This window comes from Microcystis sp. (assembly GCF_048564745.1).
Lineage (GTDB): Bacteria > Cyanobacteriota > Cyanobacteriia > Cyanobacteriales > Microcystaceae > Microcystis > Microcystis ichthyoblabe_A.
This window is the reverse complement of record NZ_JBLZRT010000014.1, coordinates 14,345-40,365: the sequence shown is the minus strand read 5'-3', so window position 1 is coordinate 40,365 and position 26,021 is coordinate 14,345. Positions and strand designations below refer to the sequence as shown.

At 44.2% G+C, this 26,021-nt stretch carries 17 protein-coding genes and 2 tRNA genes; 10 read left to right on the top strand and 9 right to left on the bottom strand.

The window, feature by feature from the left end:
• Positions 1 to 59: 59 nt before the first annotated feature.
• From ACOCD9_RS02525 to ACOCD9_RS02510, 4 genes are all read right to left on the bottom strand, one after another.
• A tRNA-Thr gene (locus ACOCD9_RS02525) sits at positions 60 to 131 on the bottom strand.
• Positions 132 to 139: 8 nt separating this feature from the next.
• Positions 140 to 224, bottom strand: a tRNA-Tyr gene (locus tag ACOCD9_RS02520).
• A gap of 137 nt (positions 225 to 361) precedes the next feature.
• Positions 362 to 655: a ferredoxin gene (locus ACOCD9_RS02515; protein WP_419546293.1), complete on the bottom strand. Its 294-nt coding sequence runs from the start codon at positions 653 to 655 to the stop codon at positions 362 to 364.
• A 591-nt stretch (positions 656 to 1,246) separates the two neighbouring features.
• Complete coding sequence (locus ACOCD9_RS02510; RefSeq protein WP_287658282.1) at positions 1,247 to 1,882, bottom strand: peroxiredoxin; 636 nt, start codon at positions 1,880 to 1,882, stop codon at positions 1,247 to 1,249.
• 478 nt (positions 1,883 to 2,360) lie between these two features.
• On the opposite strand from ACOCD9_RS02510, the gene psbU reads away from it, so the two are divergent.
• From psbU to ACOCD9_RS02490, 4 genes are all read left to right on the top strand, one after another.
• Positions 2,361 to 2,768, top strand: coding sequence for a photosystem II complex extrinsic protein PsbU (gene psbU / locus ACOCD9_RS02505; protein ID WP_130757639.1), 408 nt, complete (start codon positions 2,361 to 2,363; stop codon positions 2,766 to 2,768).
• Positions 2,769 to 2,961: 193 nt separating this feature from the next.
• On the top strand, positions 2,962 to 4,629 hold the full coding sequence (gene nadB, locus ACOCD9_RS02500) for an L-aspartate oxidase (RefSeq protein ID WP_287701530.1): 1,668 nt from the start codon (positions 2,962 to 2,964) through the stop codon (positions 4,627 to 4,629).
• A gap of 206 nt (positions 4,630 to 4,835) precedes the next feature.
• The gene (locus ACOCD9_RS02495) at positions 4,836 to 5,957 is read left to right on the top strand and encodes a HEAT repeat domain-containing protein (protein ID WP_287701528.1); all 1,122 of its coding nucleotides are present in this window, start codon (positions 4,836 to 4,838) and stop codon (positions 5,955 to 5,957) included.
• Positions 5,954 to 7,027 carry a glycosyltransferase gene (locus ACOCD9_RS02490; RefSeq protein ID WP_287701527.1) on the top strand — a complete coding sequence of 358 codons (1,074 nt, stop codon included), beginning with the start codon at positions 5,954 to 5,956 and terminating at the stop codon, positions 7,025 to 7,027. The genes ACOCD9_RS02495 and ACOCD9_RS02490 overlap by 4 nt, the downstream gene beginning before the upstream one ends.
• A 292-nt stretch (positions 7,028 to 7,319) precedes the next feature.
• Here the strand turns inward: ACOCD9_RS02490 and ACOCD9_RS02485 are convergent, their stop codons facing one another.
• A complete protein-coding gene (locus ACOCD9_RS02485; protein WP_419546292.1) occupies positions 7,320 to 8,567 on the bottom strand; it encodes a phosphatase PAP2 family protein in 1,248 nt (415 codons plus the stop codon).
• 321 nt (positions 8,568 to 8,888) lie between these two features.
• On the opposite strand from ACOCD9_RS02485, the gene ACOCD9_RS02480 reads away from it, so the two are divergent.
• From ACOCD9_RS02480 to ACOCD9_RS02460, 5 genes are all read left to right on the top strand, one after another.
• Entirely contained in the window at positions 8,889 to 9,158 is a 270-nt protein-coding gene (locus tag ACOCD9_RS02480; protein WP_106908692.1) for a YciI family protein, read from the top strand.
• A gap of 173 nt (positions 9,159 to 9,331) precedes the next feature.
• Positions 9,332 to 12,862, top strand: a complete 3,531-nt coding sequence (smc, locus tag ACOCD9_RS02475) for a chromosome segregation protein SMC (RefSeq protein ID WP_419546291.1) — start codon at positions 9,332 to 9,334, stop codon at positions 12,860 to 12,862.
• A 257-nt stretch (positions 12,863 to 13,119) separates the two neighbouring features.
• Positions 13,120 to 14,700, top strand: coding sequence for a photosystem II high light acclimation radical SAM protein (locus tag ACOCD9_RS02470; RefSeq protein WP_419546290.1), 1,581 nt, complete (start codon positions 13,120 to 13,122; stop codon positions 14,698 to 14,700).
• 42 nt (positions 14,701 to 14,742) lie between these two features.
• Positions 14,743 to 16,278 carry a hypothetical protein gene (locus tag ACOCD9_RS02465; protein ID WP_419546289.1) on the top strand — a complete coding sequence of 512 codons (1,536 nt, stop codon included), beginning with the start codon at positions 14,743 to 14,745 and terminating at the stop codon, positions 16,276 to 16,278.
• 180 nt (positions 16,279 to 16,458) lie between these two features.
• Positions 16,459 to 18,339 carry a DNA-directed RNA polymerase subunit gamma gene (locus ACOCD9_RS02460; RefSeq protein ID WP_272105027.1) on the top strand — a complete coding sequence of 627 codons (1,881 nt, stop codon included), beginning with the start codon at positions 16,459 to 16,461 and terminating at the stop codon, positions 18,337 to 18,339.
• A gap of 40 nt (positions 18,340 to 18,379) precedes the next feature.
• Here the strand turns inward: ACOCD9_RS02460 and ACOCD9_RS02455 are convergent, their stop codons facing one another.
• The 4 genes from ACOCD9_RS02455 to ileS all read right to left on the bottom strand — a co-directional run bounded on the left by ACOCD9_RS02455 (position 18,380) and on the right by ileS (position 24,967).
• The gene (locus ACOCD9_RS02455; protein WP_002762767.1) at positions 18,380 to 18,796 is read right to left on the bottom strand and encodes a RidA family protein; all 417 of its coding nucleotides are present in this window, start codon (positions 18,794 to 18,796) and stop codon (positions 18,380 to 18,382) included.
• A 109-nt stretch (positions 18,797 to 18,905) separates the two neighbouring features.
• Positions 18,906 to 21,572, bottom strand: coding sequence for a ParA family protein (locus ACOCD9_RS02450; protein ID WP_419546288.1), 2,667 nt, complete (start codon positions 21,570 to 21,572; stop codon positions 18,906 to 18,908).
• 10 nt (positions 21,573 to 21,582) lie between these two features.
• Complete coding sequence (locus ACOCD9_RS02445) at positions 21,583 to 22,005, bottom strand: hypothetical protein (RefSeq protein WP_419546287.1); 423 nt, start codon at positions 22,003 to 22,005, stop codon at positions 21,583 to 21,585.
• 103 nt (positions 22,006 to 22,108) lie between these two features.
• Positions 22,109 to 24,967, bottom strand: coding sequence for an isoleucine--tRNA ligase (gene ileS, locus ACOCD9_RS02440; RefSeq protein ID WP_419546286.1), 2,859 nt, complete (start codon positions 24,965 to 24,967; stop codon positions 22,109 to 22,111).
• A gap of 209 nt (positions 24,968 to 25,176) precedes the next feature.
• Here ileS and ACOCD9_RS02435 point away from each other — a divergent pair, with 209 nt between their 5' ends.
• Entirely contained in the window at positions 25,177 to 25,749 is a 573-nt protein-coding gene (locus ACOCD9_RS02435) for a Uma2 family endonuclease (RefSeq protein WP_104397758.1), read from the top strand.
• Positions 25,750 to 26,021 lie beyond the last annotated feature (272 nt).

Genomic DNA, 26,021 nt, shown 5'->3' with positions numbered 1-26,021 from the left:
CTGAAGACTTACTTAATCTCATCCGCCAACGGCTGATTGAGAATGAGCAGGGAAGAGAAAGCCCGTGATGAGGATTGAACTCATGACCTCACCCTTACCAAGGGTGTGCTCTACCACTGAGCTACACGGGCATTGATCGTGGTGGGCCGGGCCGGATTCGAACCAGCGTAGGCGTAGCCAACGGATTTACAGTCCGCCCCCATTAACCACTCGGGCACCGACCCATTAATTCCACGATTAACAATCATAGCACCCTTAGCTAAAACACACAAGTGTTTAGGGAAAAAAATTTTTGAGCCATAAAATAACTCCCGTTAAAGCCATGGCTTTAACGGGAGTTTTCTGATAATCTCGAGAGAGATTAGAGTAAACTTTCTTCTTGGTGAGTTTCGATCACACAGTCAGAGGTAGGATAGGCGACGCAGGTGAGGACATAACCCGCTGCAATTTGATCGTCATCAAGGAAGGATTGATCGGATTGATCGATTGTACCAGATACAAGTTTACCGGCACAGGTGGAGCAAGCTCCCGCACGGCAGGAATAAGGTAAGTCCAGTCCTTGCTCTTCAGCTATATCGAGAATGTAATCATCATCTTTAACTTCAATTTCATGCTTGCCATCGGGTGTTATCAGGGTGACTTTATAGGTTGCCATCGGTTGTTCCTCTTAATTAAATGCTAGTGAAAGCGGCAGTCTCTACAATTGCCTCTCGCCCGTCCTCAGAGTGAACGATTGGAGCGAGTTTCATTTTTGATACTACGGGAAAATCTGCCTGACTCAGCCTTGCATTAGTAATGACAGTCTTAAATAAACTTAAAATAAAATTTACTTATATATCTAACCCAGAATTCTTGAGGATACTTGCTCGATCTCTAGATAATTTCATCCCTCTACAATCTAGCTAAACTAGCCACTACTAAGCATTTGGAGCTATAATGTTAATTGTTTTTTTAGCCTTAAGCCGATTTTTATTAAATATTAATTTAACTTATAGTTAAGATAGATGTCGATGAATTGTCTTTAACCCAGCCAAGAAATTGCTTTTCGGCACTACTGCCGGTAACACATCTAGGGAAACTAGGAAAAAATATGTTGACAATCAAACCAATAAATGATAGAGGGAGATAAATCCCCTGTGGCCAGGGGTAGCATCCGTTAAAACGGATGGCTAACCCTCCCTGACGATTTTATGGTTTTCGGATTGTCAGTTTTCCAGGATATGGTTCACCGATTAGCAATCACTAATTACTTATTAGGTTGGGGAGTCATGCGTAGATAGGGTTTAATTTCTTCAACCCCTTTGGGAAATTTGCTGCGAGCTTCTTCAGTGGGAATAGAGGGAACCACCACACAATCGCCGCCATCAGTCCAGTTGGCGGGGGTAGCCACTTGATAGTTATCGGTGAGCTGCAGGGAGTCAATCACGCGCAGGATCTCGTTAAAATTGCGTCCCGTGCTGGCAGGATAGGTAATGGTTAAACGTAATTTTTTGTTGGGATCGATGATAAACACCGAACGTACCGTGAGATTATTGAGGGAATTGGGGTGAATCATGCCGTAGAGATCCGACACTTTGCGATCGCCATCGGCGATAATCGGATAGTTAACGGTAGTGTTTTGAGTTTCGTTGATGTCATTAATCCAACCCAGATGGGATTCGGCACTATCCACACTCAAAGCGATCACTTTCACATTGCGTCGCTCAAATTCTGACTTAAGACTAGCCACCGTACCTAATTCCGTGGTACAAACGGGGGTATAATCAGCCGGGTGGGAGAACAGCACCACCCAGCTATCTCCTACCCACTGGTGAAAAGAAATCGGACCTTCACTAGAATCTTGTGTAAAATCTGGAACGATATCACCCAATTGGAGAGCCATAATTGTGTCTTCCTTATTATATATTTCAAGACAAGCAACAGTTTATGATGCCATAGGAGTGCTGTTCGTCATTGATAATTTTAGGGATTTATAATAATTGGGTTAGGGGATAGGGAAATGAGGAAATGGGGGAAGTGGGGAGATAGGGAAATAGGGAAATTCAACTGTAGCAGCCGCCAGATGGCAGCAGGAAAATCTTTGCCAGAAAGGGGTTTTAGAGATTTAGATTGTCCTAACCAACTTGTTCTTTGTGATCAAACCCCAAAACCGCAAAACCCTTCCCCTAGGGGGGCAAACTAGGTTATGATCTGGTCTAATGGCATGATATAACTTTTTTAACTAGCTATCAGCGTTCAGCTAATAGCTAGGCTGCGGTGGCAAATCCCAATTCCCCACCCTATGCCTAGTCGGAAAGCTGACGGCTTAATTTCTTGTCCTGATCGTTAATTTGCCTTGGTTTTAGGAGACCACAACTGCAATGAAGAATCTTGTTCGTCTGCTGGCGGTAATTGCCTTGATTATCGGGAGTTTTTGGGGCAAAGTTCCCGCTCAAGCTCTCAATCTTACCTCGATCACCCTTCCCTCTCATCCCGTGGCGGTCTTAAATGCGGCTGATGCCAAACTAACCACAGAATTTGGGGCGAAAATCGACCTTAATAACAGTGATATTCGTGATTTCCGGGACTTGAGAGGGTTCTATCCCAATTTAGCCGGTAAAATCATCAAAAACGCCCCCTACGAAGAAGTGGAAGATGTCCTCAATATCCCCGGACTCTCAGCCACTCAAAAAGAGCGTTTACAGGCTAATCTGGAGAAATTCACCGTTACTGAGCCTTCTAAAGAATTTATCGAGGGTGATGACCGTTTTAACCCCGGGGTTTACTAAATCCGGTTAATTACGGTTTTAAAAAAATTCCAAGGTGAGCGATCGCTCACCTTTTTCAGTGATTAGCTTCTGAAGGCAAGAGGCAAAAGTAAAGAATCTGGCATACTGCCCCAAGGGAAAGACCGGGGATTTTTGCCAGAGCTATAGAGAAATGCAATGCTAGAATAAATAGAATTTATCAATTAACTCCTACATGGTCGTTTCCTCGCAACTGCCGAGTTATCAAGATGTTTTAGTGGTGGGATCGGGAGCGGCGGGATTGTATGCCGCGCTGTGTTTACCCCCTAACTTAAAGGTGGGTTTAATTACCAAAGAAGATTTGAAAACTGGGGCTAGTGATTGGGCGCAGGGGGGAATTGCGGCGGCCACGTCTCCTCAGGATTCCCCCGTTTTCCATTTAGAAGATACCCTGAAAGCCGGAGCGGGCTTATGCGATCGCTATGCCGTGCAGTTTTTAGTCGAGAAGGCCCCCCAAGCGATCGCTGATTTGCTGCGGTTAGGAGTTAGTTTTGATCGCTCTGGAGATGACTTAGCCCGCACTCTTGAGGCTGCCCATTCCCAGGCCAGGGTGCTGCACGCAGCTGATCGCACGGGGAGAGCGATCGTCAGTACCCTGATGGAAAAAGTGACCGAGCGACCCAATATTACCATTATTCCCCAAGCGATCGCGCTGAAACTCTGGCTTGACCCGGAAGGGCAACGCTGTCAAGGTATTTGTTTACTCCATCAAGATCATCTCTATTGGCTGCGAGCGCAAGCAGTCATTCTGGCGACGGGAGGCGGTGGTCAAGTCTATGCCCAAACCACTAATCCCGCCGTTAGCACTGGGGATGGAGTCGCCCTCGCTTGGCGTGCTGGGGCAGTGATTCGCGACCCGGAATTTTTTCAGTTTCACCCCACCGCTTTGACTGTGCCGGGGGCGCCGCGGTTTTTAATTAGTGAAGCGGTGCGCGGCGAAGGAGCGCATTTAATTGATGCTCTGGGGCGGCGTTTTGCCTTCGATTATCATCCTGCCGGAGAATTGGCCCCCCGGGATGTGGTCAGTCGGGCGATTTTTAGCCATTTGCAGAAAACCTCTGACGATCCCGCCCATGCCAAAGTATATCTAGATTTAAGACCGATCGAACCAGAGCGTCTGCGTTATCGTTTCCCCAATATTATCCGCATCTGTCAAAAATGGGGCATTAATGTGTTTGAAGATGTGATTCCCGTTGCCCCCGCCGCTCACTATTGGATGGGAGGAGTGGCCACCGATTTAAACGCCCGCACTTCTCTACCCGGTTTATATGCCATCGGCGAGGCGGCCAGTACGGGTGTTCACGGTGCTAATCGTTTAGCCAGTAATTCTCTTTTGGAATGTATTGTCTTTGCGGCAAATTTAGTTGAAATAGGTCTAGAGCCAGAAAACTTGGTGGGGGAAAGACCAGAAAAAACCTTAGAAATTGCGGAAAACTGGCAGGAAGAACAGGAATACTGGCAAAAAGTACGGAGAGAATTACCGATTTTAATGTGGGAAAATGCGGGAATTTGCCGATTTCAAAATGAGTTAGAAACTGCTATCCTACGGGTGCATCAGTGGAAACAACAGTTACAATCCTTAAAGATGGGCCAATTTCTCCAGAATCTTCTCCCCGACAAAGGACAATTATTTTTGTGTCCCTCGGTGCAGTTAGAAATAAGGATAGCGATCGAGACGTTAAATCTTTTAGATATCGCCGACTTAATTCTGGAAAGTGCCTTATTAAGAGCAGAAAGCCGAGGTGGTCACTATCGGGGCGATTATCCAGAAACTGTGGCTAATTGGCAAGTACACACGACTATTCAAGGTCGAACCTGGCGCAAAACTCCTGTACAAGCTTAATTAGGCCGGTTTTTCACAGATAATCTCTGAGTGCTAAACAGTGGAATCTATCTCCGATCCCAGCAGCGGCACGATTTGCCTGACGCTGACCGGGGGCTTTTCCCCATCATCCTGGTCTATGACCCATCTCTGGGGTTCAGTGCTTGTCATTTATGGCTTTTAGGCTATCATACTGTTACCTACCCCTAAACAGTTACATAAATTCTATGATCAAACCTAATTTTCTATTGTTGTTAGCTATCGGTGTGAGCAGTTGGGGTCATGATTTTCAGGCTTTATCCAAGGCTAACGCCCAAACTCCACCTAGGTTAGAGCAGGCCCAGACTGTCGCCACTTACGATCAGTTGATGAAAGCTGGTTACGAGGCCAAAACCCAAAAGAATTATCAACTCGCCCTAGAAAAATTTCAACAAGCTCTGGCACAACGTCCGAACGATAACTCTGCTCAAAATGCGATCGCTGATACGCAGAAAGACCTAGGTCAAACCGGCACGGTTGCCAACCCTGCCGCCAAAAATGAGAATTTGCCAATACCATTAATTGCTGGCTCGGCCTTGTTATCCATCGCTTTATTGGCAGCTTTACTATCGCTTTTCCTTCAATACCGTCCCAAGGGCAAGGCCTCAAAACGCCGCAAAAAGACAACTTACGTCAACGTCAATCCTAAAAACCCACCCGACAACTTCTTTGAGGGCAATGGCAATTCCTTCGGTGCGGACACCAAAACCAGCAGTGAGATTAATGACAATTGGGAGGATGATTTCGCGTCTTCTTTGCCCGTACAAGCTACCTCCCGCATCCCGAACGCAGACTCAATTATGAGTTTAATTGAAAGTCTCCGCGATGACGATCCCCGTACCCGCAGACGGGCGGTTTGGAAGCTGGCACAGATGTCTGATTCTAGGGCAATGCAGCCTTTAGTCGATAGCATGATGGATGGGGATTCCTACGAACGTAGTTTAACCCTAGAAGCTCTCGCTCAAATCTGCACCCGCTCCCTGCGACCGATGAACCAAGCTTTGGCTATCTCTCTCCAGGATAAAAATCCCCAAGTGCGGAAAAATGCCATTCGCGATCTAACTAGACTCTACGATGTCATGTCTCAGATCAGTCAATTAATTTGTCATGCCCTTGATGATTCCGATGAGGAAGTGCAGGAAACGGCACGCTGGGCAATTAGACAGTTAAATCTGCAATTAGCTCCCCGTTTAGATATTGCTCCCCTGGAAACCACCGGTGAACCAGAAGATGATGATGTACAGGATACTTCCTTCACCGAAACCACACTGACTTTCACCGAAACCACATCCACTGAGGTGCAAAATTGAGTCGAAAACTGTTATTTATCTCCACCCCCGTGGGATTTCTGGGTTCGGGGGGCGGCGGTGGCGTAGAATTAACTCTTTATAATCTCGCTCGCACTCTGACCAGGCAAGGCTATCTGGTGCGGGTAGTGGCTCCAGAAGCCTCGCAGTTGCATGATATTCCCTTAATCACTATAGCAGGAAATGCCCAGATTTCCGCCCAAAGTCAGGGCCAGCAAGCCCCGATTTTAATGCCCGAAAATGCCGTTTTGGCCAATATGTGGCACTACGCCCAATCAGTACAAAGTCAGTATGATTTAATTGTTAATTTTGCCTACGATTGGCTCCCTTTTTATCTCACTCCTTTTTTTGCCACTCCCGTCGCCCATTTCGTCAGCATGGCTTCCGTTTCTTTGGCGATGGATCATATTATTGAAAAAACCTATAGCAGTTTTCCCCATTTACTCGCTTTTTACACCCTCGCCCAAGCGGAAACTTTCTCCCTCTCTCCCCCCTATCGCTGTTTGGCTAGTGGTTTAGACCTATCTTTGTATCAGTTTCGGGCCGATTCCTCCCCCTGTCTAGCCTGGGTGGGACGGATTGCCCCAGAAAAAGCTTTAGAAGATGCGATCGCTGCTTGTCAACAGTTAGGTGTGCCTTTACGCGTTTTCGGTCATATTTCCGATCCTCTCTACTGGCAAAATTTACAGGATACCTACAGTTTCGATTTAGTCGATTATCGCGGGTTTTTGCCCACTGGGAGCCTACAAAAAGAGCTAGGCGACTGTTTTGGCCTGTTGATGACCCCGCGCTGGGTTGAGGCTTTTGGTAACGTGGCTATTGAAGCTTTGGCCTGTGGTGTTCCCGTAGTTGCCTATCGTCGCGGTGGTCTGGTAGAAATTATTGAAGATGGAAAAACTGGGTTTTTAGTTGAACCCGATAGTATCGAGGGATTAGTTACAGGAATTAAAAATTTAGACCAGATCGATCGATATTTTTGTCGTGCAGTAGTCGAGCAAAAATATTCCCTAGAAGCTTTAGGAAATCGAGTTATTGCTTGGTTTGAAGAAATTTTTACTCGCAGTCAAAAATAAATAGGCTCTCTTGGTTTAGTCTGGTTAAATCTTTATCCCAGAAGGGTTCGGGATCAACCACAGAGACACAAAGAACACAAAGATTGATCGATCCTATGATAAGTTATACCATTTCTCTAAATGAAAACTACACATCGAATTTAAGTCACCCTTTTTAAGGGGGATTTAGGGGGATTAAACTTCTGTAGTCAGACTTTGGAGAATTGGTATTAAACTTATCACACAGAACCTAGAAGAGCCAAAAACGCCTACCTCAAACTAATGGGTAGGCGTAGTTTATCGGTTACTCTACCTAAACTCTCTGTAAAACTTTGGCATAGACAAAATCAGCCAACTGTGTACCTGACCAGAAACCGTGGTCACCGTCCCATTGAAAGTGAACTCCCAGATAAACACGGCTGCGACCATTTTCCAAAGCCGCCGAACTAAAACTATTATAGGTGCGTTTAATCCCCTCGGCGTTAGGATCGTCCGTGTCGGCGGTAAAAGTGACGTTATCAGTACCAAAGAAATTACGCATAATCCCAGCGTGGGCCGCCCCAAAAGTGGCATGACCAGAAACATAGGCAGGGAAAGCGGGACTAAAACGCTGACCGGCGGTATTAATTGATAGGGGTTGCCAATTGGGATCAGCTTCGGTTAAAAGATTACCATCTTGATCGGCCAGACGGATCGCTGTTTCCGGTCGCCAGAGATTAATCGGCAGCCGGTACTTAGCATCCCACGCCACAATAGCGGCATCACCCATGACTAAACCCACTAGGGCAAATAAACGCGCTGTTTCCAGTAGAGATAAATTTCTTTGTTGGGCAACAATTTGGGTAATGCGGAACAGATGGCCGGGGGGTTTATAGGTTCCATCCACATCATTCGCCCAGAAAAAGGCAATTCTAGTCTGTGCAGCAGTACGCGCAGAGGAATTGGCCGCCCCTAACAGTTTGACTTCGTTAAACTGGGCCGCATATTCAGGACTACGGAGAAGGTCGATTTTATTAGCATAGTTACCCGGAAAGGGCGGCCGAAATTGACTCCCAGAAGTCATGACAAAGGGAGTCACGTCCGGCCATTGGGGGGCAACCGCATCCCCGGATCCTGTCGGTCGCCAATCCCCCGGCTGATTACCCGGTTTATACAGGGGAGGTTGGTCAGAACCGTCATTCTGACGCAGGGTGAGAATGGAATCGGCCACGGCCTGCCCAAAGGTTTTACCTTTGGTATCGGCATCGGACATCTTAACCACGTTTAATCTTTGCAGGGATGTATCCAAAGCAGTATTAAAAGTCATGGTCAGATTGACATAAATCCGGCTAAGAATACGATGGGCCGCATAAACCGCCGCTATTTCAGGAGAAGTACCGGGATCAGGCTTTAACTTTAAATTGCTAGGATAGGGACTGTATAAATTCCCCGAAAGGGCATTAATGGCGTTAAACATCGCCACCTGTAACATCGCCCCCGCCCGGGCAATCGGTGTCGGACCGCCACCAATTTTCCGAATAGTTTCTAAAAAAACGTCATTCCACTCGATAATTACGTTCATATCGTTACCTCCTTTAATATCGCAACTTTGACTTAACAGCCCCAGTCTATTGAATAATTTCAATAGTAACCATAGAAGTTTAGGCTATTAACAAGAAGTTAAGTGACGTAAATCCCACTTTAAAGCACTGGCAATTTGTCAACTACTTTTTACAAAAATTAACTATTGCAGTTATTACTTATCAGATTTGACTGTTCAGTTCACTGATGACTGTTGACTGATAACCGAAAAACCTACCACTTGCCACTTTTCCATAGCGATTTAGTCTGATTGACGATTCGATCGTAAAATAGCAACAGATCAAGAGAGTACAGGTCAAATATGCCGAAATTTGTTATCTGGGGTAGTTATTGTGAAAATGTGCTGGAAAAACGCGCTCCCTATCGTCAAGCACATCTAGAGGGATTAAATCAACAGAAAGAACGAGGAATTCTCATTACTATCGGACCAACGGCAGATTTAAGCCAAGTTTTCGCAATTTATCAGGCAGCCAGCGAGTCAGAAGTGCGAGAGTTAATCGAAGCGGATCCCTACTGGCAAAATGGCATCTGGACAGAGTACCAAGTCAAGGAATGGATTCAAGCCATCTAAGGGGGCTATCAGCTATATTTTTCTATAAGGGTATCTTGATAAAATTTTCCAACTACGCAACTAATCAAACTCATCTCCGGTCAAGTCTGAGGATATTGTCAAGGATAAACCGGATTTATCCCTTATCGATTCAAGCTGACAGCTGATAGCTTGCCTACTTTTTGCTTATTGCCATGGTTTACATCAAAAAGGTCGAACTCTCACACTTCAAATCCTTCGGGGGAACAACTCCCATACCCTTTTTACCGGGGTTTACGGTGGTTTCCGGTCCAAATGGTTCAGGAAAGTCGAATATTCTCGACGCATTGCTATTTTGCTTGGGATTAGCTACTTCCAAGGGAATGCGGGCCGAAAGATTACCGGATTTAGTCAATCATAGCTATAACAGTCAACGTCATAGCACCGAAGCGAGTGTTTCGGTGACTTTTGATGTTAGCGATATTCCTGACGCAACCGATAGGGATTGGACGGTTTCCCGACGCTTAAAAGTGGCTAAGGGTGGCAGCTATACTTCTACCTACTATATCAATGGGGAAACCTGTACGGTTAGCGAACTTCACGACCAATTAAACCGTTTACGCATCTATCCCGAAGGGTACAACGTGGTGTTACAGGGAGACGTAACCCGAATTATCAGCATGAATGCCAAGGAAAGACGGGAAATTATCGACGAATTGGCAGGAGTAGCCGAATTTGACCGCAAAATTGAGAAAACTAAGGAGAATATCGATTCGGTTAAAGAAAGGGAAGAACGCTGCCAAATTATTGCCACAGAATTGCAAAAATCTCTGGAAAAATTAGCACTTGATCGCATTAAAGCCGAAAAATACCAAAAACTCAAGGCCCAAGTCCAAGAAAAACAACAATGGGAAATTGTCCTCCATTGGCAAAATCTCCAGCAGCGCTGCCAGCAAGTACAAGGACAAATTCAAGCTGGGGAAAGGGAAAAACAGGTTTTAACGGAGACTATCGCCAATTTATCCGAACAAATCGCCCAAAATAGTCAAGAATTAGAGAAACTCAATCAACAGGTTAAAGCTTTTGGGGAAGATGAACACCTGTCCCTGACTTCCCGATTAGCGAGTCAACAGGCCAAACGACAACAACAGCAACAACGACAAAAAGAGCTAGAAAACCTCGAAAAAGAATCTCAGGCACAGAAAACCAGACTTATAGAGGAAATTAATCGCTATAATCGCGAATTAAACCAGATTACTGCCCAAAAAAGCCGTTTAGAAACTGAAATTTTACCCAATCTCCTACGGACAACCCAAACCGCAAGGGAAACCCTAGAAACCCATCGTCTGCAAGCAAGTAGTCTCGCGGAAGCGTCAGAAGCTTGGGTAAAAGAACAAAGTGACCTTTCCCGCAATATTACCCGTCTTCAGGAACAATTAAACCCCTACCGTAGCCAACGGGCCCAATTGACCGAAAGATGCGATCGATTGCAAACTAATATAGTAGAAGCTGGTCAACGTCTGCAAGAATTAGAGCAAGTCGTTAGCACAAAAACAGAAGAAAGTCAAGAAATATTACAAAAAATTAATCAATCAGAACCCGATATCCAAAATTTAGCCCAAAAACTCACCATTGCCGAACAAAATCGCGTTATCAGTCAGGACACCCAAAAACGTCTGCTCAAGGAACAACGGGACAAACAGAGGGAATTAGATAAACTGGAAGCGACCAAGCAAGCGCAACAGGAGGCCCAGGGAACCTATGCCACTCAAATATTATTACAGTCAGATTTGCCCGGAATCTGCGGATTAGTGGCACAATTGGGGGAAGTAGAGGAAAGTTATCAAATTGCTCTTGAAATCGCCGCCGGAGGTCGTTTAGGTCATGTAGTCGTCCAAGATGATAGCGTTGCGGCCGCTGGAATTGCCTTGCTAAAACAGCGTCGCATCGGTAGGGCCACTTTTTTACCCCTGAATAAAATTCGTCCTCCCCGTCCCCAGGATATTTCCTCTCTGCGTCACGCGCGGGGTTATCTAGATTTAGCGGTGAATTTGGTTAAGTTTCAACCCCAGTATCGGGAGGTTTTTAACTATATTTTTGGCAGTACGGTGGTTTTTGAGGATATAGATTCTGCCCGTTATTATATCAATCAATATCGCATCGTTACTTTGGATGGCGAGTTATTAGAGATGACTGGCGCTATGACCGGAGGCAGCCAACCGACGCGATCGGGGCTGCGTTTTGGTAAAATTTCTCCTAAGGAGTCTAGTGAAGCGGAATCTCTACGGGAAAGATTAGCAGAAATCGATCGCATTCTTACCCGCAACGAAGAAAAAATCACCCAAGTTAATAATCTTATCAGTCAGTTAACCCAACAGTTAACCGAAACCCGTCAAAGTCATCGGGAAAATCAATTATCTCTACAACAATTAAGCAAGGATTTACAACGTTTAACCACAGAAAAAGAGGATTTAACCCGTCAATTATCGGGCCAGCAAGAGGAAATTACTATTTCTCGTCAACGGTTAGAAGTATTAACCAGAGAAATTCCTGAGTTAGAGTTATCTTTACAGCAAGAACAGGAGAAATTAACTGCTTTAGAGGCCAATCATACCCATAGCGAATGGCAACAGATACAGGGAATAATTCGCGCTCAAGAATTAGAGTTACAAACCCAAGAAAATCACCTCGCTACAGTCCGCGAACAGTTAAAAGATTTACAAAGTCAACAAATCAGACTAGAGGAAAAAAGTCAAGAGTCTGCGGATAGAATTATTGAGATTGACAAGATAATCACCGATGCAGTTAATCAGAGAAATATCGGTAATCTGGAGATAGAAAAACTTGATCAGCATATTTTAGAAATCAATCAAGCTTTACAGCAATTATCCCGACAACTAGGGGAAACCAAGCAAAAAAGAGACCAATTAGAGACAGTTTTGCGACAACAACAAAACCAACAACAACAGGCTATCTGGCAATCGGAAAAGTTAGTCAACAATCAAGAAGAAAGACAAGCATTACTAACCACTTTACAGACAGAAATTAGTCAACTAGAAAGCGACTTACCCAATCCCTTGCCAGAAATTCCCGAAAGCGATCGAGATTTCGAGAAAATTCAAAGTGATATTAGGCAGTTACAAAAGAAATTGGCAGCTTTAGAACCTGTGAATATGTTAGCTTTAGAAGAACACCAAAAAACTAAAGAGAGATTAGATGAACTATCAGAAAAACTGCAAACTCTAGAAGGAGAAAGAACCGAACTACTTTTACGGATAGAAAACTTTACCACCCTCAGATTTAATGCTTTTCAGGAAGCATTTACTGCCGTTAACGAAAACTTTAAGAGTATATTTGCTACCCTGTCCGATGGCGATGGTTACTTACAACTAGAAGACGAAAATGACCCCTTTAATGGTGGCTTAAATCTGGTGGCACATCCGAAAGGAAAACCCGTACAGCGATTAAGTTCCATGTCTGGAGGTGAGAAATCTTTAACCGCTTTAAGCTTTATTTTTTCCCTACAAAGATATCGTCCTTCTCCCTTTTATGCCTTTGATGAAGTGGATATGTTTTTAGATGGGGCCAATGTAGAGAAATTGGCCAAAATGATTCAAAAACAAGCACAACAAGCGCAGTTTATTGTCGTTAGTTTGCGTCGGCCGATGATTGAAGCATCGGAAAGAACCATCGGTGTCACCCAAGCGCGGGGAACCCATACACAGGTACTAGGAATTAAAGTTTAACCTTAGACGCAAGTGGGGTGTAGGGTGTGGGGTGTGGGGTGTGGGGTGTGGGGTGTAGGGTGTAGGGTGTAGGGTGTGGGGTGTGGGGAAGTGGGGAAGTGGGGAAGTGGGAAGCTTTTCAGTAAACAGTAAACAGTGAACTGAAAACTCACATCTGATAACTGATAACTGATAACTGATAACTGCCAGACAAGCCGGACAAAGTTAAGTTATATTAAGATTACTCAGAATGCGTCCTCGTCCCATTCAGAAATCTCATGACTCAACCGCAAGCACAACGCATCCTCTACGTTAGACTCCCCTGTAACCCCATTTTCCCCATCGGTGTGGTTTACCTTTCCGACCACGTTCATAAACTATTCCCCGACATCGAACAAAGGATTTTTGACCTTGGTGCAGTCCCACCCTTAGACTTTAACCAGGCACTCGATCGCTGTGTTGACGAATTTCGGCCCACCCTGCTAGTATTCTCCTGGCGGGATATTCAAATATATGCTCCCGTCGGTGGTCGCGGTGGCAATCCCCTGCAAAACGCCTTTGAATTTTACTACGCTAAAAACCCCCTAATTAAGCTGCGCGGTGCTTTAGGAGGTTTGAAGGTGACAACAGCCTACTACGGCGAATTATGGCGGAATCAGGGACTAATTCGCCGAGGGTTGCAGCGGGCCAGAAAATACCATCCCGAAGCGCGAGTTATCGTCGGGGGTGGTGCCGTCAGTGTTTTCTACGAACAACTAAAAACCAAACTGCCCACAGGAACAATTGTATCAGTGGGAGAAGGGGAAACCCTGCTAGAAAAATTCCTCTCCGGCCGGGACTTTAGCGATGAACGTTGTTATGTCGTCGGAGAAACCACACCCCGGCCGCGTTTAATCCACGAATCCCCCACCCCCTTAGAAAAATCCGCTTGTAACTACGACTACATCGCCAGTATTTGGCCGGAATTTTCCTACTATTTCCAAGAAAACGACTTTTATATCGGGGTACAAACCAAGCGCGGCTGTCCCCATAACTGCTGCTACTGCATCTATACCGTTGTCGAAGGGAAACAAGTACGCATTAATCCCGCCGATGAAGTAGTTAAGGAAATACGCCAATTATACGACCGCGGCATTCGCAATTTCTGGTTTACCGATGCCCAATTTATCCCCGCCAGAAAATTTATCAACGATGTAGAAGAACTATTAGAAAAAATCCTCGCCGCTGGGATGAAAGATATCCATTGGGCTGCCTATATTCGTGCCGATAATCTCACCCCGAAACTGTGCGATTTAATGGTAAAAACAGGCATGAACTACTTTGAAATTGGCATCACCAGTGGTTCTCAGGAATTAGTCCGCAAAATGCGTATGGGCTATAATTTGCGGACAGTTCTGCAAAATTGTCGAGACTTAAAAGCGGCGGGTTTTAATGATCTGGTTTCGGTAAATTATTCTTTCAATGTCATTGATGAAACCCTAGAAACCATTCGTCAAACCATCGCCTATCATCGGGAATTAGAAAACATTTTTGGAGTCGATAAAGTGGAACCAGCCATCTTTTTTATCGGACTACAACCCCACACCCATCTAGAAGAATACGCCCTCAAAAAAGAAATTCTTAAACCCGACTATGATCCCATGAGTTTAATGCCCTGGACAGCCAAAAAACTGCTCTGGAATCCTGAACCTTTGGGGTCATTCTTTGGCGAAGTTTGTCTGCAAGCATGGCGACAAAATCCCGATGATTTTGGACGGGAAGTGCTGAAAATTTTGGAAGCAAGACTAGGGAAGGCCGATTTAGAATCCGCTTTAACCGCACCGATAGAAACTAAGAAAAAAGTCTTAATTCCTGCTTAAAAATTAATTTTAGTCAATCCCAAGGCGGCAATTAGCGTTACCATGAGTCTGAAATCAGGAGATGATCAAAATCCCTTTACCGGTAACTGCAAAATGACCGACCATCGCCCCCATTGGCTAGAATTAGCGGAATATATCGCCCTAGGATTAACCCTGCTTACCCTTATCGCCATGGGTGCGGGGTTTTTGCCTTTGTTCCTCCTAGTAGTGACTTTCGGGTTAAATATTCTCAATCGTCTCCGAGAAAGAACCCTGCAACGTCAACGCTTAACCGAGATAACCGGTCATTTACAGAGTCAGTGGGAAGAAGAAAAAGAAGCTTTATCGGCCCAAATACAGTCCCTCGATCCCGCAGCGGCCAGCGATAACGACCCTGCGGTCGCAACGCGCTCGCTACGCGAGATCGCAGAATTAGAGGAGAATATTCTCACCCTCGAACAGTCCTACAATCAAATTATTCAATATATCAACCGTAACGGGCTGCTGGAACGCATCGAACATTTGGAAAAATCCTACAGTCGCTTACAAAGAGAGATTTTGCCGCTTAAGGAAGAATCAGCAGATATTACCGCCACAAAAGCGGAAAATGAGCCACAAATCACCCTACCCACCCTTAATTTAACTCCCACTTCCCCCCCCGTCCCTATCCCCCATTGGCACTATTATCGCCGTCTGAGCGCCCATCGGGAAATGATTACAGCGATCGCAATTACCGAGGATCAACGGTTTTTAATTAGCGTTAGTTGGGATCGTACCCTAAAAATCTGGGATTTTGCGAGAGGAACCCTGATTAATACGGTGGAAGCTCATGATCAGGGCATTTTAGCCCTAGCAGTGACCGGAAACGGCGATTATCATCTAGCGACGGGGGGATTCGATCAAACCGTTAAATTATGGACTTTAGCCAGCGATGCCAGTAATCTGGAATTAAATCAAATTTTCCTCGGTCATCTCGGTTCGATTCACGGCCTGGATTTTGCCCCCCGTTGGCATTTTTTGGTTAGTGGTAGTTACGATCAAACCCTAAAACAGTGGAATTTAGAGCAGGAAACCGAAGAATTTAGCTCCTATGACAGTCTGGGGGCAATTTATGCCCTAGAAGTGGCTCCTAATCAAGATTTTATCGCCGCAGCTGGGGGTGATGGCACTGTCACCCTCTGGCAATTGGGATCGGGAGCAAAAATCGCCGTCCTATCCGGTAACGTTTCTTCGGTGCAGAGTCTGGCGATCGCTGCTGATAGTCAGATTATTGCCGCCGGTTGTGTGGATGGGACGGTGAAAATCTGGCAATACAACCCAGAGAAAAGCGGTCATTTTGCGCCAATTCGGGTGATTAATGCCCATAATGGTCAGGTGACAAGCTTGGTATTCGCAGAGCAGGGTCAGTGGTTATTTACCGGGGGAACCGACGGAGAAATTAAAATCTGGTTAGCCAATTCTCAACAGGCGATCGCAACTCTCACCGCTGCCGATGGGCGATCATCGCCGATCTCCAGTTTAGTTCTCAGCCCCGATTATTGTCACCTAGCAGCGGCCGCGGCCGACGGCAGCATCACCATCTGGGAAAATATCACTTAATGGTCGATCGAACTAGAAAAATTGTATAATGTAATGTCCCGGACTCGATCGGGCCAGTTTGACCCCAAGAAAAAGTGACTGAGTTAACCGTCGTTTCTGCCTAATAGTTGTCATCGGGGCATCGAGAACGCGAGAGCGATCGCTTATCCCAGAATCATTACCCATAGTAAAAAATTCAGAATGAAGACTCCAACAGATCAAAGATTTGATTACGTCAAAATCGGTTTAGCGTCCCCCGAGAGAATTCGGCAATGGGGAGAAAGAACCCTACCTAACGGTCAAGTCGTCGGAGAAGTAACCAAACCAGAAACGATCAACTATCGGACTCTTAAACCGGAAATGGATGGGTTATTCTGCGAGAAAATTTTTGGCCCCTCCAAGGACTGGGAATGTTGGTGCGGTAAATACAAACGCGTCCGTCACCGGGGGATTGTCTGTGAACGTTGCGGGGTAGAAGTCACCGAGTCGCGGGTACGTCGTCATCGCATGGGTTTTATCAAATTAGCCGCCCCCGTCACCCACGTTTGGTATCTTAAAGGTATTCCCAGTTATCTCAGTATCCTGCTCGATATGCCCCTGCGGGACGTGGAGCAGATCGTCTATTTTAATGCCTATGTGGTTCTCGATCCGGGTAACGCGGGCAATCTTAGTTATAAACAACTCCTCAGCGAAGATCAATGGTTAGAGATCGAAGAAGAAATCTACGCGGAGGACTCGGAATTAGTTGGCATTGAAGTGGGTATCGGGGCCGAGGCTATCCAAAGACTCTTACAGGAAATTAACCTGGAAGAAGAAGCGGAAAGACTGCGGACGGAAATTGTCGAAAGTAAGGGGCAAAAACGGGCAAAATTAATTAAACGTCTCCGGGTAATCGATAACTTTATCGCCACGGGTTCTCAGGCAGAATGGATGGTTTTAAGCGTAATTCCCGTGATTCCTCCCGATTTACGCCCGATGGTGCAGTTGGACGGCGGCCGTTTTGCCACCTCTGACCTGAACGATCTCTACCGTCGGGTGATTAACCGCAATAACCGTTTATCCCGTCTGCAAGAAATTCTCGCCCCCGAAATTATCGTCCGTAACGAAAAACGGATGTTACAGGAGGCCGTCGATGCTTTAATTGATAACGGTCGTCGCGGTCGCACGGTGGTGGGGGCCAATAATCGCGCCCTGAAGTCTTTATCGGATATTATCGAGGGTAAACAGGGGCGTTTCCGTCAAAATCTCCTCGGTAAACGGGTGGACTATTCGGGACGTTCGGTTATCGTTGTCGGTCCGAAATTGAAGATCTATCAATGCGGTTTACCCCGGGAAATGGCGATCGAATTGTTCCAACCCTTCGTTATCCATCGTTTAATTAAATTAGGCATCGTCAATAATATCAAGGCAGCCAAGAAAATGATCCAACGGGGGGATGCCAATGTTTGGCACGTCTTGGATGAAGTGATCACGGGACACCCGGTGATGTTAAACCGCGCTCCTACCCTGCACCGTTTGGGCATTCAAGCGTTTGAACCGATACTGGTGGAGGGCCGGGCGATTCAGTTACATCCCCTCGTCTGTCCCGCTTTTAACGCTGACTTTGACGGGGACCAAATGGCCGTACATATTCCCCTCTCCCTGGAAGCACAATCGGAAGCGCGCTTGTTGATGTTGGCCTGTCATAATATTCTCTCACCGGCGACCGGTCGCCCGATTGTTGCCCCTTCTCAGGATATGGTTTTGGGTTGTTATTATCTCACGGCCGAAAATCCCAAGGCCCAAAAGGGTGGGGGTCGTTATTTCGCCAGCATGGATGACGCTATTCGCTCTTTCGATCAGGGATTGGTGGATCTGCACGCTTCCGTGTGGTTGCGTTTACCGGTCGGAGAAAAGGTGAAAACCAATAAACCCGATGAGGAAGTCCTGGAAACGGAAACTCTCCCCGATGGCAGCATCTGGAAATATTATCGGGAGCGCAAAACCCGCGAGAAGGATGGTCAGATAATTTCCCAGTATGTGCGTACTACTGTAGGGCGAATTATCTACAATAAGACGATTCTAGAAGCTTTGGTGGTCTAGAGAGAGATTAGGTTAGGGTGGGCATTGCCCACCTTAATTTTTAGGCTAAAGCGGCAATACATTCTATTTCCACTAGCACATCTTTGGGAAGACGGGCCACCTCCACACAGGCCCGGGCCGGGGCAGTTTCTGGGGGGAAATAACGGGCATAAACTTGATTCATCGCCCCGAAATTGGCTAAATCCGAGAGAAAGACGGTAGTTTTCACCACATTTGACCAATTAGCCCCAGCAGCGGTTAAAATGCCCTCTAGATTGGCCATAACTTGTTCGGTTTGGGCGCTAATTTCCCCGGAGACGATTTCACCCGTGACGGGATCTAGGGGAATTTGTCCCGCAACAAAGAGAAAAGGACCAGGAGCGGCGATCGCTTGATTATAGGGACCCACAGGGGCCGGAGCTTTATCAGTACGGATGACCTGATTATTCATGGGCAGGATAGTTAAAAAAGATGACATTGAATCAATTGAATATTTTCCCAGTTTTTCGATCGCTTGTAGTTAATTTTCGCCGGTTAGGGGGTTTAATTTTGACTAAGCGATCGTTTGAGAAAAGTCGATCGATGACTCACTTTGTACCTGTACGAATCATCTTAAATCCATACACATAAATATCTGCGAATCCATATCTTTTTTCTTTTTCGCGCCATTGAGCAAGACCAATTTCGCTTAAAAGCTCGGCAAATCTATCGAAATCAGGTATTATTAACCGTGCGGTACGTTCCCACACTTGACTGAGTTCTTCCCTAGAAGGTAAAGCAGAAATTCTTTCTAAAGCTCGGAAAAAATTCTCTAGGTCAGGATATTCTTGTCTAATAGCGTCACAGCGTTCTTCAGAAGCTTTTTCTAAACCAATTTCTAGAGATTTTGCTCGCAATAAGCGATCAGTTGGTGACTGAATTGATGACTGTCCTTTGTAGGTTAATTCTTGTTCTTTTGCTCCTTGTAATAGAGCGCTTAAACTGCGAGGAAAAGTAGTACCACTAGAATCTGTTAAACGCTCATAAACCCATCGATAAACGTATTTAGCTTTATTGCCACTTCGTCGGCGACTGCCCCAAAGTAATTCTAAGGCATGATTTAGAGCTTTTTCCGTTGCTTGATCGATACTTTCCACGGGAGCAAAACGAGCGACTAAATCTTTAAATTCTGGCGATAGAAAAGCTTGACGGAGAGCTAATCTCAAGAAATCTATTCTCGTCCATTGTAGAAGTAAATCTCGTCCATTGAAGTGACTTTTATTATCAAAGTTAAGACGTTTCCAGATATCTTCTCTCAGAAATATTTTAAAACGAATTGCTGTTAGTGTCTTAGCATCACAAGCTTGAACAAACTGAAATAAACCGGTGAGAGCTTGTTGACGAATACCCTCTCTCTCTGGGAAATCTTCATCTAAATCATCATAAAGAAACCAGAGAGTCTGCTGCTCTTTTAATTGTTTCTGATTAACTAGATCTAAAGCATCTTTAATCAGGAGAGTCAAATTTGAATCTGTTGCTAATTGAACTAAAGCTTGAGTATGTTCCAATTGCCAATTTTCCGAGGTTAATCCTTGAAAAATTCCTTTAATCGCCTGAAATTTTGCCCCCTGTTTACCTTTAATAAAGATACTATTTTCAAATTTTCTGAACACATTTATCAGCAAATAAGCTCGCCAAACTGCTTCCCAGGTACCTTGTTTTTCTAGCAATTCTTGATTTATATACTGGAATTCATCCCGGGATGGACGACTATTATTATAGCTCCCATGACCAGATAATAAAGTCACATTATCTAGACGACTATAGGCCAATTTTCGTGCCTCAGACTCCTGCCGGAGTAGTAACAAATAAAGTGCTGTCTTTCCTGTTCCCTTACGACCTCTGATCAGACAAGTTGCTTGATCAAGAAATTTATCAAAGTTAGCAGTTTTCTGAAATAAAAGACTAATATCTGAACGGATATCTCCCGCATTTAATGGCATAAAATTAAGACTTTCAATAACTTGCCAACGTTGTTTGGAACTGGCCAGAATTTTTTGCAAGCGAATTTTATTGGTATCTTCATCGATTAAGTTAGCAATGCGAGTATAATAATCCAGTAATCCAGTGACAGGATAACGGTCTGCTAGAGCGATCGAGGGAATATAAGGTATGATTAGATAGTCTTCTGAATCTATATCTAAATCATGATCGGTAGTTTCATCTATATCTATATTTTTGTCAATATGTTTTTGTAAAATTTGCCAAGCATGAGTAACTTTAGTTATTCCTGTATCACTTAAATCGGGAACGGGTGAAAAAACAAAATTAAGCGAAAGTCGGCCGAAAGAAGTCAAAGATTGCAAAAGAAGCTCGATTCCTTTTTGATTTTGTTCGTTAGGAAATAAAAAAATAATTGCTTCGTTGGCTGCCTGTAGTAAAGATAAAGCTCCCCATTCATTGATTCCAGTGCGCGAATCTACTAAGATAAGATCAGGTTTTAACTGATTTTGAATCTCTCGACTAAAAGTTGACCAGAGTGTTTCCCCATTATCGAGAATTGTTGTTGCTCGCAGATCATCAACTTTAGTAATGTAATCAAGACTCAAATAACCCGCAGGAACAATAAATAGTCTTCCCGTTGCATCGGGAATATTAACTTCTCCAAATATTTCAGTGATATTAATCTTTGCTGTTACACCTTCTGGTAAATAGGATTTTTCATAAAAATAGTCCACAATTCCGTATTCCGGTGAGGGATTTAAGGGGAAAGCTGTGCTTAACCCCGGTGCTTCTAAATCCAAGTCAACAGCTACTACTTTACGACCTCGCATCGCTAAAATCCAAGCAACATGAATTAAAGCAGTTGTCCTACCTACTCCCCCTTTAAAAGAATAAAAAGTTACGGTTCTAGGAAGACAAAGTTCGGGAGAAGACGGTGATTGATTTTGTGGATTAGTTGACCACAAGGCTAAATCTTGCCAAGTGTGAATTGATTTTGCGTCCAGAAGTTGTGGAGCTTTTAGATCGAGAGAGGCTGCCTCCTGAATAGTATATAAAGATATAAAACCTAAAGATTTATGCTGTTGTTCTATGTCATTTTTAACCGCTTCTCTTCGCTGAGTTGTTGATAAATTTTCAAACTTATCACTGACGATAGTTATATTCAAAAGTCTAGCAGTAGATAGATTGAGATCAACCCATTCTTGTGCTTCTTTTTGAACATATATATCTGTTAATTTTTGTTTCAGTGATCTTAACCAAGTTTCTGACATAACTATCTCCTTAAAGTTGAGTAGCTTGTTTCTGAAGCCATCTTTTCAGACCTGTATAAGCTGATAACCACTCTTTGTATTTATCGTCATTCGGTTCACTGCTGGAATAACGCATAGTTATAAAATTTTGACTAGGATTTTCTACTATATTAATCCATTTTATCACCTCTGGAAATTTTTGAACTCTCGAATAGAGACGATTATTACTTTTTAGAGCTGCTGTCAAACTGTGACCAGGATTAGTTATGGTATGTCCGGGGTTATTGGAATCAGTTTTCCATTCTTGACTGGATACCGAAGCTAAGATCATAGATTTCAGCAAACATTCGATCGTAATACCTCCAAAGTGCATAGCAGCTATTTTCCTATTAGATTCACAAAGTATTTCTGTATCTTGATGACGTTCTGAAAAAGCTGATTGGTAATCTTCCATCCCTAATTATCTATTCCCTAGAGTTAATACCTGTGAATAAGTTTTTAGCTGAGGATTAAACAAGGGTACTTTATTAGACAATAAAGCACCCTTTTAATTTAGCTTAGAACTCTCCTTTTAAAGCGGCATTACAGCGCTCGCAAATAGTGGGATCATCGGCAAATTTTCCCACTTGAGTGGAATAATTCCAACAGCGATCGCATTTTTCGCCGTCTGCTTTGACAATTCCCACCGAAACAAAGTCTGATTCTCCCTTATATTCTGCGGTTTGAATCGCGCTAATATCACTAACTAATTCCACTTGGGAAGAGAGAAATAGATAACGCAATTCATCAACTTTATTCCCAGTTAAACTATCACAATTGTTGAATAATTCTAACTCCTGTTGTAAGGTTTCATCGGGAACATAAAGTAAAACTTTTGCCTCTAAAGAAGCACCGATCGCCTTATCATTTCTGGCAGTTTCCATCACCTTATTAACTTCGGTGCGTAGCTGCCGGAATTTCGCCCATTTATCGGCCAATTCGCGATTATTCCAAGCAGGATTGATGTTTAGCCATCCTGACTCAAATACTGATAAATAAGGAGTTTTGTAGGGTAGAAATTGCCAGATATCTTCCGCTAGATGAGACAGGACAGGAGCGATCGCTTTAGCGAGATTTTCTAAAGCAATAGCATAGACTGTTTGACAACTGCGACGACGGAAAGAATTAGGATCAGAAATGTATAAACGATCCTTAGCGATGTCGATATAAAAGTTAGATAAATCGACAACACAAAAATTCTGTACCGTCTGGAAAAAGCGGAAGAATTGGAAACTTTCAAAAGCTGCCGTTACTTCCGTAAACACCTCCGAGATACGATGTAACATATAGCGATCGATCTCCGGTAGATCTTCATAAGCTACCGCATCCTTAACGGGATCAAAATCATTTAAACTCCCCAGTAAAAACCTAGCAGTGTTACGGATTTTATTACGGATATCTACCAACTGTTTAAGAATATTTTGACCGATATTCACATCATTGGTATAGTCCACCGAGGACACCCATAACCGAATCACATCTACCCCATAAGCGGGTTCTTTTTTCTGGTCTTTACCCCCATTAATGATTACATTGGGATCGATGACATTACCCAGAGATTTACTCATTTTTCGTCCCTGTTCATCCAAAACAAAACCGTGAGTTAACACCGTTTTATAGGGAGCAATACCATTAGCAGCGACACTGGTTAATAAACTCGATTGAAACCATCCCCGATGCTGATCCGATCCTTCTAGATACATATCCGCAGGATAACTTAATTCTGGTCGAGCATTAGCCACCGCATTCCAACTAGAACCAGAATCAAACCACACATCCATAGTATCCATTCCCTTGCGATAACTGCGACCATTATCGCGATAACTGGGAGGCAATAATTCCTCTACCGATAACTCCCACCAAGCATTAGAACCCTTGACTGCGAAGATAGCTTGAACGTGATTAATCGTCTCCTCCGTTAACAGAGGTTCATTTGTTTCTTCGTCATAAAAAACAGGAATAGGAACCCCCCAACTGCGCTGACGAGAGATACACCAATCGCTTCTTTCACTAACCATAGAAGTGATGCGATTCTTCCCTGTTGCGGGAATCCAACGCACTGAATCAATCGCGTCTAAAGCTAATTCTCGGAATCCTTCCACGGAAGCAAACCATTGTTCTGTTGCGCGGAAAATTGTCGGTTTTTTGGTTCTCCAATCGTAGGGATATTTATGCTGATATGCTTCTTCTTTGAGTAAGGCCCCTTTTTCTGTCAGTGCTAAAATTATCGCTTCATTAGCATCTTTCAAGACATTTAAACCCGCAAATTGTCCTGCTTCTGCGGTGAAATTTCCCTTATCATCCACGGGAGAAAGTATCGGTAAACCGTAACGTTGGCCGACGATATAATCCTCCTGACCATGGCCGGGGGCCGTGTGAACTAATCCGGTGCCGGAATCGGTGGTGACATAATCCCCACCAATGAGAATCGCACTTTCTCTGTCAAACAAAGGATGACGATATTTAGTATGTTCTAATTCCAGACCTTTAACCGTTGCTTTAATCGTCAAAGTCCTGTTAAAAGTGTCGGCCAATTTTTCGACTAAATCCGTCGCTACGATTAGATAATTAGACTCGCTAGTTTCCACCACTGAATAGTTTAATTCTGGGTTTAATGCGACGGCCAAATTCCCGGGTAAAGTCCAAGGGGTAGTCGTCCAGATAGCCACGGATAAATTAGGCAAAAATGGCGTTAAAACCGGGGTTGAAACTGATGTGATCGGGAAAGCAACATAGACACTGCGGGAAGTGTGACCTTCGGGATATTCTAATTCTGCCTCAGCTAAAGCGGTTTGAGAACTAGGACTCCAGTGAACTGGTTTTAGTCCCCGATAAATATAACCTTTTAGGGCCATTTTTCCGAATACGGCAATTTGAGCGGCCTCGTATTCCGGTTGTAGGGTTAAATAGGGATTTTCCCAGTCTCCCCAGACTCCATACCTTTTGAAACCTTCACACTGTTCTTTTTGCGTTTGAAGGGCAAAATCGTGGGCTTTCTGACGTAATTTCAAAGGGGTTAGACCCTCTTTTTCCGAGCTTTTGAGACTTTGTAAAACCTTCAGTTCGATCGGCAACCCGTGACAATCCCAACCCGGCACATAGCGCACTTTGTAGCCTTGCAGCAGTTTATATTTATTGATAATGTCTTTGAGAATTTTATTTAAAGCATGACCGATATGCAGTGACCCGTTAGCGTAGGGTGGACCATCGTGGAGAATAAATAATTCTTTGGGGTTATTTTGCGCTAATTTCTCGTATATTTGCTCATCTTGCCAGAATTTCTGGATTTCTGGCTCACGTTTGCTGGCATTTGCTCGCATATCAAAGTCAGTTTGAGGCAAATTAACGGTATCTTTGTAACTTTTAGCGTTGGACATTCTGGCAAACCTATGGATATCAATCGTTTTCGGGATTCATTCCTAAATAACGTCCCTTTGAGAGTCGTTATCTCTAGTCTGTCACATAACTGTAATATAAATATTACAAGTGACAATCATTGATCTATAAGTCTAGCGAGATTGTGTCCAAGAGCGATGATTCCCAAAGGCTATAATTTAGTTATTCGAGGATAGGGAGCATGGGGACGATGGTGACGAATCCTAATTTTTTTTATGTCTCTCCAGAAGTGTATCTAGAAGGGGAAAGAGTCAGTCCGATCAAGCATGAGTACCGAAAAGGACGGATTTATGCGATGGTAGGGGCAAAAAAGCCGCATATCGTTTTATCGGCCAATTTAGCCAAGGTTTTAGGTAATCATCTCGATGATAGTCCCTGTCTTGTTCTCACTTCCGATATCAAAGTCCGGTTAGAGGAGGCAAATTGTTATTATTATCCCGATATTGCGGTGGTTTGTGACGAGAGAGAGATTAACAATACCGATGATTTTATTCTCTATCCCGTTCTGATTATTGAAGTATTATCGAAATCTACGGAATCCTTTGATAGGGGTGATAAATTCAGCGATTATCAAACCTGTCCCACCTTAAAAGAATACATTCTTATTCATCAAAACCAGATTAAAATTGAATGTCACCGTCGCGAGGATTCGGGAGTTTGGCAAGAACATATCTATGAAGCGGGAGATGAAGTAGAATTTACCAGTGTAGGATTCCGGGGATCGACCGTTTCTATCTATCGCAAAGTCCCCGGTTTGCTATGATTGCCATGATTGCCATTCTTTCTTGACATCGCACTTTTCGGTCCCTAGGGATAGGGGTAGATCTGTCTCCCTTTGCCTAAAAACCGAGATTATCAAGCATTTAATTCTATTTATCACACCTCTAGGAAGTTTTCCTTTTCGGTAGCTGTTCGTCAATACCAAATTAGGTTATACTTTATGTTTATGGGAAGCGATCGCTGTTAGTTTCCCACTACCCTAGGGAACAATAAACATAGCTGAAAGACAGCACTCGATCATGTAAGGTCAGGTGA

What these genes read in the sequence shown, in the direction of transcription:
- ileS (WP_419546286.1), bottom strand. Translation starts at nt 24,967, where the DNA reads ATGTCCAACGCTAAAAGTTACAAAGATACCGTTAATTTGCCTCAAACT.
- smc (WP_419546291.1), top strand. Translation starts at nt 9,332, where the DNA reads ATGGTTTACATCAAAAAGGTCGAACTCTCACACTTCAAATCCTTCGGG.
- ACOCD9_RS02515 (WP_419546293.1), bottom strand. Translation starts at nt 655, where the DNA reads ATGGCAACCTATAAAGTCACCCTGATAACACCCGATGGCAAGCATGAA.
- psbU (WP_130757639.1), top strand. Translation starts at nt 2,361, where the DNA reads ATGAAGAATCTTGTTCGTCTGCTGGCGGTAATTGCCTTGATTATCGGG.
- ACOCD9_RS02450 (WP_419546288.1), bottom strand. Translation starts at nt 21,572, where the DNA reads ATGTCAGAAACTTGGTTAAGATCACTGAAACAAAAATTAACAGATATA.
- ACOCD9_RS02485 (WP_419546292.1), bottom strand. Translation starts at nt 8,567, where the DNA reads ATGAACGTAATTATCGAGTGGAATGACGTTTTTTTAGAAACTATTCGG.
- ACOCD9_RS02495 (WP_287701528.1), top strand. Translation starts at nt 4,836, where the DNA reads ATGATCAAACCTAATTTTCTATTGTTGTTAGCTATCGGTGTGAGCAGT.
- ACOCD9_RS02510 (WP_287658282.1), bottom strand. Translation starts at nt 1,882, where the DNA reads ATGGCTCTCCAATTGGGTGATATCGTTCCAGATTTTACACAAGATTCT.
- nadB (WP_287701530.1), top strand. Translation starts at nt 2,962, where the DNA reads ATGGTCGTTTCCTCGCAACTGCCGAGTTATCAAGATGTTTTAGTGGTG.
- ACOCD9_RS02460 (WP_272105027.1), top strand. Translation starts at nt 16,459, where the DNA reads ATGAAGACTCCAACAGATCAAAGATTTGATTACGTCAAAATCGGTTTA.
- ACOCD9_RS02445 (WP_419546287.1), bottom strand. Translation starts at nt 22,005, where the DNA reads ATGGAAGATTACCAATCAGCTTTTTCAGAACGTCATCAAGATACAGAA.
- ACOCD9_RS02455 (WP_002762767.1), bottom strand. Translation starts at nt 18,796, where the DNA reads ATGTCATCTTTTTTAACTATCCTGCCCATGAATAATCAGGTCATCCGT.
- ACOCD9_RS02470 (WP_419546290.1), top strand. Translation starts at nt 13,120, where the DNA reads ATGACTCAACCGCAAGCACAACGCATCCTCTACGTTAGACTCCCCTGT.
- ACOCD9_RS02480 (WP_106908692.1), top strand. Translation starts at nt 8,889, where the DNA reads ATGCCGAAATTTGTTATCTGGGGTAGTTATTGTGAAAATGTGCTGGAA.
- ACOCD9_RS02465 (WP_419546289.1), top strand. Translation starts at nt 14,743, where the DNA reads ATGAGTCTGAAATCAGGAGATGATCAAAATCCCTTTACCGGTAACTGC.
- ACOCD9_RS02435 (WP_104397758.1), top strand. Translation starts at nt 25,177, where the DNA reads ATGGTGACGAATCCTAATTTTTTTTATGTCTCTCCAGAAGTGTATCTA.